The sequence below is a fragment of the Umezawaea sp. genome, assembly GCF_057122925.1.
The window spans coordinates 38,241-52,591 of the sequence record NZ_DBNGPQ010000138.1 but is presented as its reverse complement, the minus strand read 5'-3'; the positions used below and the strand labels follow the sequence as shown (position 1 = coordinate 52,591).

The 14,351-nt window shown below is 60.4% G+C and carries 16 protein-coding genes; 8 read left to right on the top strand and 8 right to left on the bottom strand.

The window, feature by feature from the left end:
* Window positions 1–413 precede the first annotated feature (413 nt).
* From AC156L_RS30980 to AC156L_RS30965, 4 genes are all read right to left on the bottom strand, one after another.
* Window positions 414–893 (bottom strand): hypothetical protein, encoded by a 480-nt coding sequence (locus AC156L_RS30980; protein WP_330875553.1) that lies wholly within the window; start codon window positions 891–893, stop codon window positions 414–416.
* A gap of 138 nt (window positions 894–1,031) precedes the next feature.
* Window positions 1,032–1,337: a hypothetical protein gene (locus AC156L_RS30975; protein ID WP_330875552.1), complete on the bottom strand. Its 306-nt coding sequence runs from the start codon at window positions 1,335–1,337 to the stop codon at window positions 1,032–1,034.
* Window positions 1,338–1,491: 154 nt separating this feature from the next.
* Entirely contained in the window at window positions 1,492–2,388 is an 897-nt protein-coding gene (locus tag AC156L_RS30970; protein ID WP_330875551.1) for a helix-turn-helix domain-containing protein, read from the bottom strand.
* A 408-nt stretch (window positions 2,389–2,796) separates the two neighbouring features.
* A complete protein-coding gene (locus AC156L_RS30965; RefSeq protein WP_330875550.1) occupies window positions 2,797–3,132 on the bottom strand; it encodes a recombinase family protein in 336 nt (111 codons plus the stop codon).
* A gap of 362 nt (window positions 3,133–3,494) precedes the next feature.
* Between AC156L_RS30965 and AC156L_RS30960 the strand changes: the two genes are divergently transcribed.
* From AC156L_RS30960 to AC156L_RS30950, 3 genes are all read left to right on the top strand, one after another.
* The gene (locus AC156L_RS30960) at window positions 3,495–4,355 is read left to right on the top strand and encodes a helix-turn-helix domain-containing protein (RefSeq protein ID WP_330875549.1); all 861 of its coding nucleotides are present in this window, start codon (window positions 3,495–3,497) and stop codon (window positions 4,353–4,355) included.
* 9 nt (window positions 4,356–4,364) lie between these two features.
* Window positions 4,365–4,562, top strand: coding sequence for a DUF397 domain-containing protein (locus AC156L_RS30955; protein ID WP_330875548.1), 198 nt, complete (start codon window positions 4,365–4,367; stop codon window positions 4,560–4,562).
* A 104-nt stretch (window positions 4,563–4,666) separates the two neighbouring features.
* The gene (locus tag AC156L_RS30950; protein WP_330875547.1) at window positions 4,667–6,199 is read left to right on the top strand and encodes an ATP-dependent nuclease; all 1,533 of its coding nucleotides are present in this window, start codon (window positions 4,667–4,669) and stop codon (window positions 6,197–6,199) included.
* A 125-nt stretch (window positions 6,200–6,324) separates the two neighbouring features.
* On the opposite strand, the gene AC156L_RS30945 is transcribed toward AC156L_RS30950, so the two are convergent.
* Both AC156L_RS30945 and AC156L_RS30940 read right to left on the bottom strand, forming a co-directional pair.
* Window positions 6,325–7,284, bottom strand: coding sequence for a hypothetical protein (locus tag AC156L_RS30945; protein ID WP_330875546.1), 960 nt, complete (start codon window positions 7,282–7,284; stop codon window positions 6,325–6,327).
* 249 nt (window positions 7,285–7,533) lie between these two features.
* On the bottom strand, window positions 7,534–7,896 hold the full coding sequence (locus AC156L_RS30940) for a 4-fold beta flower protein (RefSeq protein ID WP_330875545.1): 363 nt from the start codon (window positions 7,894–7,896) through the stop codon (window positions 7,534–7,536).
* Window positions 7,897–8,067: 171 nt separating this feature from the next.
* On the opposite strand from AC156L_RS30940, the gene AC156L_RS30935 reads away from it, so the two are divergent.
* The 3 genes from AC156L_RS30935 (at window position 8,068) to AC156L_RS30925 (ending at window position 11,392) form a co-directional block, all read left to right on the top strand.
* Entirely contained in the window at window positions 8,068–9,276 is a 1,209-nt protein-coding gene (locus AC156L_RS30935) for a Shedu immune nuclease family protein (RefSeq protein ID WP_330875544.1), read from the top strand.
* 66 nt (window positions 9,277–9,342) lie between these two features.
* A complete protein-coding gene (locus AC156L_RS30930; protein WP_330875543.1) occupies window positions 9,343–9,702 on the top strand; it encodes a hypothetical protein in 360 nt (119 codons plus the stop codon).
* 670 nt (window positions 9,703–10,372) lie between these two features.
* Window positions 10,373–11,392, top strand: coding sequence for a right-handed parallel beta-helix repeat-containing protein (locus tag AC156L_RS30925; protein WP_330875542.1), 1,020 nt, complete (start codon window positions 10,373–10,375; stop codon window positions 11,390–11,392).
* A 169-nt stretch (window positions 11,393–11,561) separates the two neighbouring features.
* Here the strand turns inward: AC156L_RS30925 and AC156L_RS30920 are convergent, their stop codons facing one another.
* Entirely contained in the window at window positions 11,562–12,059 is a 498-nt protein-coding gene (locus AC156L_RS30920) for a GyrI-like domain-containing protein (RefSeq protein ID WP_330875541.1), read from the bottom strand.
* Between the two features lie 201 nt (window positions 12,060–12,260).
* Between AC156L_RS30920 and AC156L_RS30915 the strand changes: the two genes are divergently transcribed.
* Window positions 12,261–12,482 (top strand): hypothetical protein, encoded by a 222-nt coding sequence (locus AC156L_RS30915; protein WP_330875540.1) that lies wholly within the window; start codon window positions 12,261–12,263, stop codon window positions 12,480–12,482.
* Window positions 12,483–12,598: 116 nt separating this feature from the next.
* Window positions 12,599–13,522: a glycoside hydrolase family 16 protein gene (locus tag AC156L_RS30910; protein ID WP_330875539.1), complete on the top strand. Its 924-nt coding sequence runs from the start codon at window positions 12,599–12,601 to the stop codon at window positions 13,520–13,522.
* Here the strand turns inward: AC156L_RS30910 and AC156L_RS30905 are convergent.
* Window positions 13,519–14,325, bottom strand: coding sequence for an alpha/beta fold hydrolase (locus AC156L_RS30905; RefSeq protein WP_330875538.1), 807 nt, complete (start codon window positions 14,323–14,325; stop codon window positions 13,519–13,521). The two genes, AC156L_RS30910 and AC156L_RS30905, sit on opposite strands and share 4 nt — an antisense overlap.
* Window positions 14,326–14,351: the final 26 nt, after the last annotated feature.

Sequence of the window (14,351 nt, the reverse complement as noted above, 5' to 3'; positions counted from 1 at the left end):
AGGCTCCGGCTAGAGTTGCACGGGTACTGCGGCACGCCAGAAACTCGTATGTGTTCCACATTGAACTTCCGGAAGCCTTGCAAGAAGGCGAGAGGGCTTCGTTCCGGTTCTACATAACCGCAGACGGCAGTACGTTTGAAGATGTAGGTATGGTCCTCAAACAGCAGATGGTTCATACCGAAAGAGTGTTGCTGTCAGTTGAATTTAGAGCCAATGAACACCCCGAACGCGTGTGGTGGCTTGAGTCACCCTATCCAATTATGACAGCTACCCACCCAGATTTTCCGTTTAACGAAAACAAGCGACTCCCTAGATTGCCGACTGATATCTATGAGATGGAGTTTACTAAACCGATGCGTCCCGCGCGCCTAGTCGGTATCGCGTGGCAGTTTGGAGAGTAAGGGTGATCAGGCTTATTTGTCTTTTTTATTCGGACGGAAAGCTGTAGGGTGCCACATTTCGAGATACTTGTTGATTGGCCCCTCAACTTGGGAAAACAGGAGTTTATCTTCGTAGGGAATGACATTATCCATTAGCGAATTAAACGCTGCTGTCCGAACGCGGGGGACATGGTCAAGCATTAGCTTGCCTGTTATCGCGATGCCCATGTCTAAATCAGCGTCGAAGAGTGGGCCCAGTAGGCCGGTCATGTAGTGACGGACATCTGGGTTTTCGCTGCGACCTAAAAATTGGAAGACGTGCAGCGCAAGCGGAAGATTGTCATTAGGAAGGTCATCAATGTATTTCGATAGGTCTTCGGTGGGGTTTGGCGTACCGCCGTACGGTATATCAGGATTTTCAACATAAGCCCATTCAAACGCTGAGGCTAGCAAGACTGCTCTCTCGATGAGCGCCGCCTCTGGTTCCTGCTCGCACTGTTGATGCTGTTCCATTTTTATATTTCAGCACTATTTTATCAATCTGTCGGTTAAATTTGTTACAGCTCCTTTCGCGCTAAGGAAGCCTGTCACCCTAGGTAGTGGCAACAGGCTTCCTTTGGGACATCTCAGCCAAGCTGCGTCAGCCAGGCTTTACCTCTTCAATGTTGACCGCTGTGTTGGCTCCCTGAACCAGGCTGGAAGTGGTTGTGCCGTAGGTTCCGTCCACACAGGTGATGGCTCTCCCCGCCACACCACGATCTCCCTCGTCGGCATGTCGTCCCGCATGTACCGCCGCGCTAGCGGCGGATCAATCTCTTCGACGTTCCGAGCAAGCAGCATCGGCACCGTGACGGCTTCCTCGAACGACACCTCGCCAAGGTGGTGTTTGCCATCCCGCGGAGCTAGAATCGGGAAGGTGTTGGCTTCGGCTTGGTGGCCGTCGACGGCTGCGCTCATGTCGGACACCACCGCCCGAGCTACCTGCGCTCGTGCCCAAGCCTTAACTCGTGTCCGCCGACGCTCCCGAGTAGCGCTGTTCATCACCCACCAGATGAAGCCCACCAGCCCCAGCACGATCACCGCGGATTTGGTTGCAACATCCACTTCCAGCTCACCTCCCGCTGAGGGGGAGTTCGGCGCTGTCGTACACATCAGCCCAGTGCCTGAAGACGTCCTTCGACTGCTCGACCCCCAGCACCAGCCTGTCCAGCGCTGCGAATTTCCTTTGCACGGTGGCAATGGCGGTGTCCTCGTCAAAGAACACCGTGGCCGTGTCGGTTTCGCTGTAGCCCAGCGGCTTCAGAGGCGCTGCGAAGGTCAAGAGCGTCACCGCGTGCCGCAGCGCGGGGTGACCCGTGGATACCGGTATCACCCGCAGAGTGAACCGAGGCTGTTCGGCCATGAAACCAAGGTGCAAGCACTGGTCGTGCATCACGCTCGTGTCACCAACCACCAGTCGCAGCGCGGCTTCGTGGATGAAGAACACCGCTTCGGGTGCGGCCTCCTGGTGCAGTGCTTCTTGTCGAGCAGCACGAGCGTCGAGCCAGACGCCGAGCTGTTCGCCACTGGTGCAGGTGTGACGGAGCAGGGCTTCGGCGTATGCCGAGGTGTGCAGCAGTGACGGCAGCAGCAGCGGTTGGTAGCAGGTGAGCGTCCGGGCGGTGGCCTCATGCATCCGCACACACAGCACGTCGTCCGGCGAGGCATTGTGGTGCGCGCGGACGAACAAGCCGTAGTCCGGCTCGGTGGCCAGCCCGAGGACGCGAGTTCGGGCTGCCTTGCCCACGCGATAGAGGCCCAGCAGTGTGGCGACGTCCGCTTCGCTCGCACCTCGAACGCCGCTCTCCAGCTTGCTGAGCTTGCTCGGTGACCACTCCACGTCCTGGCAGACGACGGTGCCCTTGAGTCCCAGGTCAAGTCGAATCCGCCGCAACTCCTCACCGAGTTCCCGACTGTGGGCGTTGGCAAGCCGGTAGGAGGGCTGCTCGTTGTCAGGCGACGTGGTCACTGCTGTACCTCATTTGCCGAAAGTCCGGTTTGAGTCGGCTCACCCACGGGCCGATCGAGTGCTTTTGCTTGGGGCGCAACGCCTTCCACCACGACCAGTCCGCGGGCCTCAGCGCGTTGAATGAGCTGGTGGCCGAAGTCGAGCAGCGCCAGGCCGAGCGCCAGCTCGACGCCAGGGAGGGCACGTGAGTACTCCGTGACGCCAGTACCGGTGCTCTCCTGGAGCACACGGACGACGTAGCGTCCAAGCTCCTGGTTGGCCTGTCCGAGAGCACCTAGGAAGATGCGTTCGTCGCGGCTCAACACGGCATGCCTGATCGGCGTGTGAGGTCTACGCGCCTCGTACTCCGTAGCCCCGTCCAGTGAGCGGCGCGCTGCATGCCATCTACGCCGTTCACCGCCGGGGTGGTCACGATGCATCCGCCGTGTCGGAGGCGTCGGGGTAGATGACGAACAGCTTGCGGCCCACCCCAACGATCCGGGTGGTCAACACCTTGCGGATACCGTCGTTGGTGGATAGGTGATCAACGGTCGGCACCACCACCCCGTAGCTGTCCGGGAACGTCAGTACGTCGAGCAACGCGGTAAAGCCGGTACGGGCGATTTCGTGTCCTCGCACGTCGCGGTCGACGAACGTCGAGCCGAGCAACAGTCCGCGGTCGGTGCAGTAGCGGCTGATGTCCCTGCGCAGCAAGGCAATCTCGATCTCGTCCGGCTCCTCCATGCGGATGTAGCCGTAGACCACAGACGGACTGTTTGGGGTGGGTACTGCGTCCTCTGGAGGCGTAGACACCGAAGCCATCGGGATCACCTTTTTCGCGTGCGTCATCGCCGGACGTGTGGCGTCCGGTGTTCTCGGATGTAGGGGCGTGCTGGTGACCGGGCTAGGCGGCGGCTTCGGGGAGCGCCGCCGCCTAGCCCGGCTTGGTGCAGCGACGCGCTGTGTCGGGGTGGTTGCGCGCCGTACAGACGCAAGCATGCCCGCGCAAGACTGCAAATGCAAGGACTGCAAACGCCTGTTTTGCAGGTGCCCTGTAGTTTGAGTTCGTCCTAGATCACCGCCACACTGGCGCTACTCCTGCGGGAGTTGAGGAAGGATCGACACTCGTGGCCGTCAAGAAGCACACGCCAACCGTTCGTCTGCGCCGACTTGCAGGTGAACTCCGTCGCCTGCGCGCGGCGTCCGGGTTGAGCCGTGAAGATGTTGCCGAGGCGACGGGCATCAACGATTCGACGCTGTACCGGATCGAGACGGCTCGCACGCGCCCGCAGAAGCGAACGCTGCTCACCTTGCTCAAGCACTACGACACCGACGAACCGCAGCGCGAGCACTTGGTGGCGCTCTCCAAGGAGTCCACCGAGCAAGGCTGGCTACGCGGCTTCCACTCCGACCTGCCCGAGGAGTACACGGCCTACATCAGCTTCGAGGCCGAGGCGCTGGGCGTCAGCAACTACGAGTCGCTGTTCATCCCAGGTCTGCTCCAGACCGAGGACTACGCACGAGCGGTCATCCGGGGCGTGTTGCCGATGGCCAACACGCAAGAGGTCGAAGACCGCGTGCAAGCCCGCATGGAACGGCGTGGCGTGCTGAGCAAGGAACAGCCGCTCAAGCTGTGGGCGATCGTGGACGAGGCCGCGCTACATCGACTGGTCGGTGGCGGTCAAGTCATGCACGCCCAGCTCCGGCACCTCCTGGACGTGACCCGCGAACCGCACATCACCTTGCAGGTGATCCCCTACAGCACCGGCGCCCACGCTGGTATGCCTGGTTCGTTCGTCCTGATGGACTTCGCCGACCCGATGGACACCGACCTCATCTACATCGACAGCATGGCTGGTGATCTGTTCTTGGAGTCGGAGGCCGACATCAGCCGCTACAGCACCATCTTCGACAACCTGCGCGCCGTAGCGCTCAGTCCCGACAGCTCAGTCGAGCTGGTTGCACACATCGCGAGAGAGATCGAGTAAGGAGGCACCATGCGCAAGGCAGACCTTACGCACGCCGTGTGGCGCACGAGTTCCCGTAGCAGTGGCAACGGTCAGTGCGTAGAGGTTGCGCTGCTCGGTGACGTCGTTGCCGCTCGGGATTCCAAGAACCCCAACGGCGGCGTGCTGATCGTGGGAGATGTTGAGTGGACTCAGTTCTTGAAGAAGATTCGGGATGGCAACGGGTAGCTCTGCGACGTTGCTGTCCAAGACTTCGCCCGCTTGCTGAGACTCGGTAGGCGGGTGAAGTTGTATTAAAGTCGGTGCAACGTAAAACTCTGGCGGGTTACTGCATGAAGGTCACATCTGTTCGAATTCAAAACTGGAAAAGTTTCGAGGATACGGGCGACATCGAACTGGGGTCGATCAACGTCCTTCTTGGCCGCAATAATAGTGGCAAGTCCGCGGTCCTGAGGGCGATACATCTAATGCAGTACGGAGAGGACGCCCTTGACTCGGACATTCGAATCGGCCATGAAAGCGGCTCAGTCAGGCTGTCTCTAGCCGATGTAACTCAGCCACTTTCAGATAGACGTTTCGGGCACTCTTTTGAGAACGAAGAATTTACCATGGTAATTGAATTTTCCCATGGCACTAGTCCTCGCCTTGAAATGAACTCGTATGCCGACTTGGGAGAGAGTCGACGGACATCTGCGGAACCAATTTCCCCAGTTGAACCAGTCAACTTTATTTATCCATATTATTCGAAACGCAAGGTTATAATCGACCCATCTGTCGACAGTGAGCGCACCAAGTCGGTAGCATCCGATCTGCGAAACCTTGCCGCGAAAGTCTTTCGGCTCGCAGATAGTACCTATCGTGGCAATGAAGAATTTGTTGAACTGTGCAAGCAAGCCATTGGCTTTAATCTAAGCACGTATGCAGTCGAGCATGCAGGCCAGAGGATTGGCATTTCTGTTGGCGACGATGACGAGCACATCGCTATTGAGGCAATGGGTGAAGGCGTCTCAAGCATGCTTGGACTCATCGTCAACTTGTGTCGGGGCAACGGAAACCTGTTTCTCATCGAGGAACCGGAAAACGACCTGCACCCAGAAGCGCTCAAGTTTCTGCTAAGTGTCATCGTGGAAAAGTCTGCCAACAACCAGTTTATTGTGACGACGCACAGCAATATCGTTACTAGGTATCTCGGTGCTGCACCAGATGCACGTCTATTCTCGGTGGAGTCCACGTTCGAACGCGGGCAAGCGCCAACCTCAACGATCAAGCTTGTAGAGAACACTACTGAAGCACGCATCGCACTGCTGCGACAGCTCGGTTATGAGCTTACCGATTTCGATATGTACGAGGGATGGTTGTTTCTGGAGGAGGCGTCGGCGCAGACTATTATCGAACAGTATCTAATCCCATGGTTTGCGCCGAAGCTTGCCCGCATTAAGGTTGTTTCCGGCAGGGGAGTTGACGGCGTTAAACCACTCTTCAACGAGCTTAACCGCCTGTTCCTTTTCACGCACCTCGAAAAAAGCTATAAACAGCGCGCCTGGGTCGTCATTGATGGTGATGACCGCGGTAAGGAGGTTGCGGCAAACCTCGCGAAAACCTACAAGGACTCGTACTCACCTGACCACTTCCGCACATGGGTCGAAACCGATTTCGAGCGGTACTATCCGGTCGACTTCCAGGATCGCGTGGGCGAAGCCTTCGCCCTTCATGGCGAGAAAAAGCGAGCAGCGAAGAAGCAGTTGCTGCACGATGTGAAGGGCTGGTGTGCTGCCAATGAAGAAGAGGCAAGGCAAGAGCTTGCCGCATCAGCATCGGAAGTGATTGGCTTTCTGCGAGAGATTGAGCAGAAGTTGTTTTCTTAGTCTGTATTTCAAATGCTACTCACGCATACTTCGTCAGCAAATCACGGAAGAACTTGCCCAATATGTTATTCAAGTTGGATTACATCAACTCGAATCACTGAACGGGCAAACTTTTCCCGGATAGGTCACTGATCGGTAGCGAGAATCAACTTCTCTCGCGTTACCTGGACTGTCTTTTGTGAACCACGCTTGCTCGCGGATGGTGAAGGACGCGCGCGTACCACGACGATATAGACTGTGACGCCGGATGAGTGAACTCGTGGCGGCCAGATCGCAACGTCCTCGTCCGAGGCAATCTGTAGATTATCATCGCTGAGATTGATCACGATGAGGTGGGCGGCCGTCTTGCCGTGGTCGTGCGCGTATTGGACCGCCTGATTGAAGCCCTTGCGGATGTACGAGACACCGTAACTGGCACCGTCATAGAGTTTCGTTTCCTCGATCAGAGCGTCATCACTGTCGAGGTTCGAAACCACGTCCGCTTCGCCCGAAGCAGTCCGCGGCTTCGCGATGACATGATCAGCGCCTTGATCGAACAGGAACTTCTGGATGTATCGATCATAAATATCTTCGCCGTGTGCGGTGTCAGCTTCGTACCTGGCAAACAGCTCATCCGAATCAAAACGCTCGATGCGTTGCTTTAGGCGCTCTAGCAAATAGAGGGTCTCACTCTCGGTGCCAAGCCGTTCCTCAAGGTATTCAACGAACGGCTCCATGACCTGTTCGGTCATTTCACGGACAGACGCGTTAATATTGCGCTCATTCGAGAAGGAGTGGCTGATCTGTAGCGGATCAACACTGCCGTCAGCGAAGCTGCGAAGCATGTGCCAAACAACCTTTGCTCGCCCCTGCTCACTGTTTGGCCACTTGTGGTTGTGATAGTCGAAGTTGTCTGCGACCCACTTTGTCGCGTCTAGCTCCGGAAGGCTATGTTCGAGCTGCTCAACGATGGCCCGAAGCGCTGGACTCTTCAAGATGAAGTCGCGGACATAGCCGCATTGCACGTCGTATACGTCATGACCAGTCTTAAAGAGACGCTTGTAGCGCTCCCGAATACGAACTTGAAGGTCGCGTTCGTACCTCATCCAAAGAGGCCTTTCATCTGGGATTGCAAGTTGCGCATAGCCTGGTCAACATCCTGAATAGTACCGTAGACAGAGCCGTCGCCATCAACTAGGCGGAATCGCTGACGACAGCAAGGGCACGTTCTGAATGTCTGGGTGTAGACGTCGACGAGTTGCACCTCAAAGAGGTAGCCACAGCTTGAACATGGAATGTCAATCAGCTGCGATAGTAATCCATACGATAGTTGCGACATGCTCATTCGCCCTTACCTAAGCCGAACCGCGCTTAAGGAAGTCTTCAAGCTCCTGCGTAGAACTACTACTTGAAAACGCGCTTCTGACATTTGGAATGGAACGGATACTTTTGACATTCTTGACGCGCTTCACGGATTTAACTGATGGCACATGACAAACGTTCGGGCAACGTTGACGGGTGAAGCCGACACGCCTGCCCTGAAGATCATAGATGACCCCGTCACTCCACCATCCCAGATGCTTCCCATTCCAGCCGTAGACGGTGCCTTGATCCATGTAGGCAACGGCACGCCCAGACCAGAGATAGATGGTCTCATTGTCCGATGCCAAGTAGGCAACTGGTTTTCCAGATTTCGTGTAGAGCGTCTCTTCCGACATGTGATCCTCCCGTGTAGACATAGTACGTGACCGGCGTCACGTTGCCAAATTCAACCCTCTGTCATGTCCACTTCCTGTAGCAAGATCGCCTCTGTAACAGACTGGCCGCCTCGGACGACAGTGTTTGTAAGTCGATCTTTGCGTTAGAATGGTCAATAAGGATGTACCACTATGACGGCATTTTCAGTTAGCTATCGAGCCGATGAGACCGAATTCTCGGTGTCTGATGACGACTTCTCGATGCTGGAAATCCGGGATAGTGGCAGTGAAAGCGGCTTTCAGTATTTCTACGACACCAAATTAAACCGGCTCATCACTGACTTCGTGCTTAAGGATGGGCCTCAAGTGGCAACGCTGTGCCAGGTGACGCTCATCAAGAAAGACGGCAAGTACGCTCCGCGGCTGAGGTTTTGGAAGAAGGATAAGACCAATAAGCAGAAGAAGACTCTGGCGCACGTAGTCGCTGAGGATGAAGTCACAAGGATCATCAAGGCTACAGTTGACACGAGCGACGCCCACAAAAACGTGTGGAAGCTTATTCACTTTCTACAAAGCTTTACTGGTGTTGAGCTGCCAGACGACAACTTTCGCGTCGTTGCCGAAGACAGTGCCCAGCTTGCAGAACTGCTTGAGTCAACAGACAAGCAGACGGTACTTGAGGCTGTGCGGATCGCCTTAGGCGGCGGGCTGACTGAAGAAGACATGCTGCTCCTCAGCAACCGCAAGGCACAGCTCAAGGTGTTTGAGAAGCTTTTGACCGACAAAGAGTTCTTCGAGCAAGAGCGTGTGCGCCTGGAGAAGGTCGGACCGGAGGCACTTTGGCAGGCCTTCTTTGAGGCCAACACCTGGATATTCGGCTATGGGCTGAAGTTGGTTGCCTGCGAGCCACTTGATCCTGAGAAGATGGAGCGGATTACAACCGGAGCGAACATTTTCACGGGTGCGGGCAAGCGTGTCGATGCGATTCTACGTTCGAAGGGCTACATCAGCAGCCTGTTATTCTGTGAGATTAAAACACACGAGAAGTCACTTCTCGCTTCTGGGGTCTACCGGAAACCTGACGTGTATCGGGTTTCCGATGAAGTCAGTGGCGGGCTGTCCCAGATTCAGAAGACCGTGAGTAAAGCGCTCATGAGTATTTCGCGGGAACTGCATGATCTGTACAAGGATGACGGAACGCCCACCGGTATCCAGTTTTCGACTATCAAGCCACGACAAGCGCTGATCATCGGTAACCTTGATGAGTTCAAAGTGAATGGCGCGGTCAATCCGCAGCAACTGTCTTCATTCGAGCTATTCAGACAGTCTTTTCAGGACGTGGAGATCATAACCTTCGATGAGCTATATGAACGAGCTTGCTTTATCGTGCGCGATAGCTGAGCGAGGGTAACATTCTGCCCTACGCGAACGATATTGGGTACAATCGACCGCATACCAGGAGTATAGATGCCTCTCAGCAAGATCGCTGCACAGTTTGCGGCGGAAATCAAAAACCATGACTGGTCAGATGCCCCATGGCGTAATGACCGCGCGGGACATCAACGCCCTCGGGACAATCCTGGCCGCGACACTAAGTTCCTGTCGGATGGCGAGGCTGCCAATATCCGCATGAACGTCATGTGGGTGACTGCTCAAGTGTTGGGCTACAACGATCCGAACTTCGACGCTCACGAGTTCGCTGACGCTTGCGGCGTGAGGTCAAGGAACAACGATGGCAGTAAGAGCGGCATCATTAGCCATGGCTTCCGATACAACGAAGACGGAAGCTACGCAGAGCCCGGCGGCTTCCCAGAAATGGAGCAATAATATGGAGGAATTTGGCCTTGCCTACTTTTCGGCCTCGGGAAGGTTGATCACCAGCAGTGGTGGGCATCCAACCGTTGAGTTAGCTCGCACGGAGGCTGCTAACGCCTTCCGCCAGCAGATCGAGCCACGGGCAACGATGATCAGGATCTTCCGGGGACGTGACGCGACCGAAGAGAACTTCATCGAGGACGTTCCTCGACCCGGTCGCTAGCACCTCCGCTGGCCCCTGTGGCTGTCCACGGGGCCAGCGGAGGCAGTCCTAGGATGCGTCTACCTCATTGATCTTGTTCTGGACGTAGCGAGCCAGACGAGAGTTCAACCTGAATCCCGCGATCCCGACGGTTGAACACACAGGCCGGGAACCCGCGAGGGTTCCCGGCCTGTTCTCGTCCCAGCACCCGTCCCCTCCGGGAGCGACCAGTCCGTCCAGCACCCGCGGGTGCGATTAACAATCAGCATGGCCTGGATCGCAGAATTGCGGGTTTTTCGATCGAATCAACAATTCCCCTGGGACGTTCGGTGGAAATTCCGGCGAACCGGCGACTTCGTCGCGCGGAGGTGCCACCCTTGTTCATCCGGACAAGGGGAGGCATCAATGCGATTATTGACGCTGTTCGCTGCGACAATTGCACTGTTCGGCTCACAAACACCACCGGCTTCGGCGGGTACGGTGCAGTGCGGGGCCACGATCACGCACAGCGTTGCGCTGACCGCGGACCTGGTCTGCGCGGACGTCGGGCTCGTCGTCGCGGGCAACGGGGTGGTGGTCGACCTCGGTGGCCACGAGCTCAAGGCCAAGACCGCGCTGCTGGTCAAGGACGTGCGGAGGACGGTCGTCCGCAACGGCGCGATCACCGGCGACAACGTCGGCGGCGTGAAGCTGGAGAACACGCTGCGGACCACCTTCTCGAACGCGACCATCGCCGCGGGCATCGCCGGGACCGGGGCGCGGAACACGCTCCTGCACAAAGTCACCCAGGGAAACTGGTACACGCAGACGCTGTTCTCCGAAGGGTCGTCGGTGACCGTCTCGGAATCGAGTGTCCAGGGTTACTCGTTCCGCTGCTACACCTCTTCGCCGTGCAGGATCGACAACAGCCAAACCCAGATCAGTGATTACCTCAACTGCGACGAGGATTCGTCGTTGACGTTCAGGGGCGGCTTTCTGAACTCCACGTGGATGGGGTGCACCAACCTGACGATCCGCGGGGCGCGGGTCTACTCCTACCAGGTCGGGGCCGTCAACCTGACGATCACCGACAGCACGCTGGACGGGTTCATCGTCTACGCGACGAAGCTCGTCGTCCTGCGCAACCGGTTCGACGTCGACATCACCGGGATGATGATCGTCAGGCTGGACAACGGCGTGATCCGCGGCAACACGTTCTCGAACATGGCGTCCGCCGGGCTGACCGTCAACCTCGACACCCCGCTGGCGGGCAGGGTGGTGGTCGAGCACAACACGTTCACCGCCAACGGCTTCCGCCCCAGCACCTGGGACAAGGGCGGGAACGTGATCGACGCGGGGGCGCACTTCTACCTGCCGAGCGGGGGCGATCTGGTGGTGCGGGACAACCACTCCGCCGACAACCACGCGTACGGCTACTGGGCCCAGCCGGGCACGGTGGTCGACGGCGGCGGGAACACCTCCGTCAACAACCCGCTGGGGTGCCTGGGCATCGCCTGCTAGCCGGGACGCGACCGTCCGGCGGGCCGGGAACTCGATCACGTCCCCGGCCCGCCGGTGATCGACGAATCAGCTCGGCGTGAAACTGTTTATCGGAACTCGAATGCGAGAAATCCACGCGATAAAGCACTCCGCGACGCGCGTCGCCCTGTGCCTCCCGCGTAGGCGCGGATCAGTCGGCCAAGCGGAACGCGAGTGCCGTTTCCCACTTCGCCATGTCCGGTTCCACGGTCGGGTCGGTCAGGAAGACCTCCAGCCTGCACCCCCACAGCTCACCCTCCGGGGAGTCCTCCACGTCCCACGCGAGACCCCGGTCGGCGGCCCACGCCAGCAGGTCCTCGGTGATGGCCAGCAGGTCGTCGGGATGGCCGGTGTGCGTGATCTCCACGTACCGCCCCGCGGGCAGGACACCGGCGAGCACATCGCCCTCACCTGCGACGGGAGCCTCCACGGGGACCCCGGCCTCGACCTCCAGCACGTCCTCCGCGCCGATCCGGTTGTACCTGAAGAACGGGGCTCCGGCCGGCTCGACACCCCTCGCGCCGAGCCAGCCGAAGACCTCGCCCATGCGGTCGGCGATCTCGCCGAAGGTCCGCATGGTGACCACGCCCCTGATGGCCGCGTACGGCTGTTCGGCGCGGTGCGTGATTCGTGGAAGTTGTTCACTCATGGAGGTGAGACCACTCCCTACGCCAAAACTCATCGCCGTTCGCACGATCGGGTGAAAAAGGATATCTCAGCTGACTCAGCGTAACGAGAATAGAGGTTGTTCCGACAACGAGACATGGCGTCCGCACCAGAAGGCGCCGTTCACGTCGGGAGAAACTCCATGAGCTTCATCTCCTCGGTCGACCATGCCCGAAAAACGTGGGTGACCACCGCGACGACCGCGCTGACGATCGTCACGCTGTCCAGCCTCGTCGGTGTGCTGACCACGCCGTTGTTCGCGTTCCTCACCGCGGCCGCGTGCACGCTGGTCACCGCGCTCGGGGTGGCGCTGTCGCGGGCGGCGCGGACCATGGACGCGATCTTCGCCGAAGAGCTGGACGACCGGCGGCGGCAGGCGCCGACGCCCCTGAAGAGGGCCGAGTAGCCGATCTTCCCGACGGAGCGCACAGTTCGGTGCCGGGAGCGCGTGGCCGCCGTTGACACGGGGGTCGCGGGACCGCTTCCATGCGTACCCCGCAGCTCCGACGAGAGGCCCGTCCCATGACAGTCGCCCGCCCGCGCACGGTGATCGCCCTCGCGGTGGTCCTGCTGACGGCGGCGTGTTCGAGTCCCGACCTAGGCGCGGAGCAGCAGCCGGACTGGCAGGTCACCTGGCGCGAGGACTTCGACGGCGCCGAGGGCGCTCCGCCCGCCGCGGACGGCTGGATCCTCGACACCGGCACCGCCTACCCCGGTGGCCCGGCGAACTGGGGCACGGGCGAGGTGCAGACCTACACCGCGGACCGGTCGAACATCGGCCTGGACGGCCGCGGCAACCTGGAGATCACCCCACGGCGGGACGCCTCGGGCGCCTGGACGTCCGGTCGCGTCCAGAGCAGGCGCGCCGACTTCACGGCCCCCGAGGGCGGTGCGCTGCGCATCGAGGGCCGCGTGCGGATGCCCGACGTCCGGGGCGACGCCGGGCTGGGCTACTGGGCCGCCTTCTGGGCGCTCGGCGCGCCCTACCGCGATCACCACTGGAACTGGCCGGGTGTCGGCGAGGTCGACGTCGTGGAGAACGTCAACGGCGTGGACCGGGTGTGGGGCGTCCTGCACTGCGGTGTCGCGGCGGGCGGGCCGTGCGACGAGCCGCGGGGCATCGGCGCCGACTCGGCGTGCCCCGGCTCGCCGTGCCTGGCGGAGTTCCACACCTACGCGTTCGAGTGGGACCGGGGCACCAGCCCGAACGAGTTCCGCTGGTACGTCGACGGGCAGCGGTACCACTCGGTCGACGAGGCGCGGGTCGGTCCGGCCGCGTGGGCCTCGATGACCTCGCACACCGGCTTCTTCGTGCTGCTCAACGTCGCCGTCGGCGGCGCCTTCCCCGACGGCGTGGCGGGCCGCGGCACGCCGACGGCCACCACCGCGCCGGACCGGTCCATGGTCGTCGACCACGTGTCGGTGTCCACCAGGGCGGGCCGCTAGCGGTCGTCCCGTGCGCGCAGCACGCGGTCGGCCAGCGCTTCGACGACGGCGGCGACCTCGGCGGGGTGCTTGAGGTCGGCGCCGTGGTCGCGGCCCGGCATGACCACGCGCTCGGCGGTGGGCATCGCGGCGGCGAGCGCGTCGAGGCGTTCGGCCAGGTGGGCGGGGCTGCGGTCGCCGCCGAGCAGGACGGTCGGCACGGTGACGCGGGCGTAGGTGTCCAGGCGCACGCCGAGGTCGTCCAGCGCGGCCAGCGAGTTGATCTGGCCGGGCACCAGTCGGCGGTACTTCGGGACGGCGGCGACGGCCGCGCCCGCGAGGGTCGCCTGCCACGGCGCCAGGCCGACGGTGCGGCGGAAGAAGAGCGCCATGGCGCGGCCCGGCCTGCCCGCGGCCAGCGCGGCCTTCGCCTCGGCGACCACCTCACCGCCCAGGGGTGGGCCGATGGCCACCGGCGCCTCGAAGACCACGGCGCCGGAGAACGCCCGCGGTGCCGCCGCCAGCGCCTCCAGGGCGACCACGCCGCCGTCGGAGTGGCCGTAGAGCACGACCGGCCCGCCGACCGAGCGGACCACGGCCACCACGTCGTCGACCTCGTCGGCGACGCTGCACGGCAGGGTGTCCAGGTCGAGGCGGTACTGCCTGCGGTGCAGCCTCAGGACGCGGAACCGGCGGGCGAGGATCGCGGCCAGCTCGTGGTCGCGGCTGCCGTCGTCCAGGCCGGGGTGCAGCAGCACCACGACCGGCCCCGAGCCCTCGTCGTGCACGCGGACGTCGGTGCCGTCGCCTGCGGTGATCGTCATGTGGGCCTCCCCGTGGCGCCAGGCTA

Excerpts from the sequence above, each read along its gene's own strand:
- AC156L_RS30955 (WP_330875548.1), top strand. The coding sequence starts at position 4,365 with ATGCGCAAGGCAGACCTTACGCACGCCGTGTGGCGCACGAGTTCCCGT.
- AC156L_RS30920 (WP_330875541.1), bottom strand. The coding sequence starts at position 12,059 with ATGAGTGAACAACTTCCACGAATCACGCACCGCGCCGAACAGCCGTAC.
- AC156L_RS30980 (WP_330875553.1), bottom strand. The coding sequence starts at position 893 with ATGGAACAGCATCAACAGTGCGAGCAGGAACCAGAGGCGGCGCTCATC.
- AC156L_RS30975 (WP_330875552.1), bottom strand. The coding sequence starts at position 1,337 with ATGAGCGCAGCCGTCGACGGCCACCAAGCCGAAGCCAACACCTTCCCG.
- AC156L_RS30910 (WP_330875539.1), top strand. The coding sequence starts at position 12,599 with ATGACAGTCGCCCGCCCGCGCACGGTGATCGCCCTCGCGGTGGTCCTG.
- AC156L_RS30940 (WP_330875545.1), bottom strand. The coding sequence starts at position 7,896 with ATGTCGGAAGAGACGCTCTACACGAAATCTGGAAAACCAGTTGCCTAC.
- AC156L_RS30930 (WP_330875543.1), top strand. The coding sequence starts at position 9,343 with ATGCCTCTCAGCAAGATCGCTGCACAGTTTGCGGCGGAAATCAAAAAC.
- AC156L_RS30945 (WP_330875546.1), bottom strand. The coding sequence starts at position 7,284 with ATGAGGTACGAACGCGACCTTCAAGTTCGTATTCGGGAGCGCTACAAG.
- AC156L_RS30905 (WP_330875538.1), bottom strand. The coding sequence starts at position 14,325 with ATGACGATCACCGCAGGCGACGGCACCGACGTCCGCGTGCACGACGAG.
- AC156L_RS30950 (WP_330875547.1), top strand. The coding sequence starts at position 4,667 with ATGAAGGTCACATCTGTTCGAATTCAAAACTGGAAAAGTTTCGAGGAT.
- AC156L_RS30935 (WP_330875544.1), top strand. The coding sequence starts at position 8,068 with ATGACGGCATTTTCAGTTAGCTATCGAGCCGATGAGACCGAATTCTCG.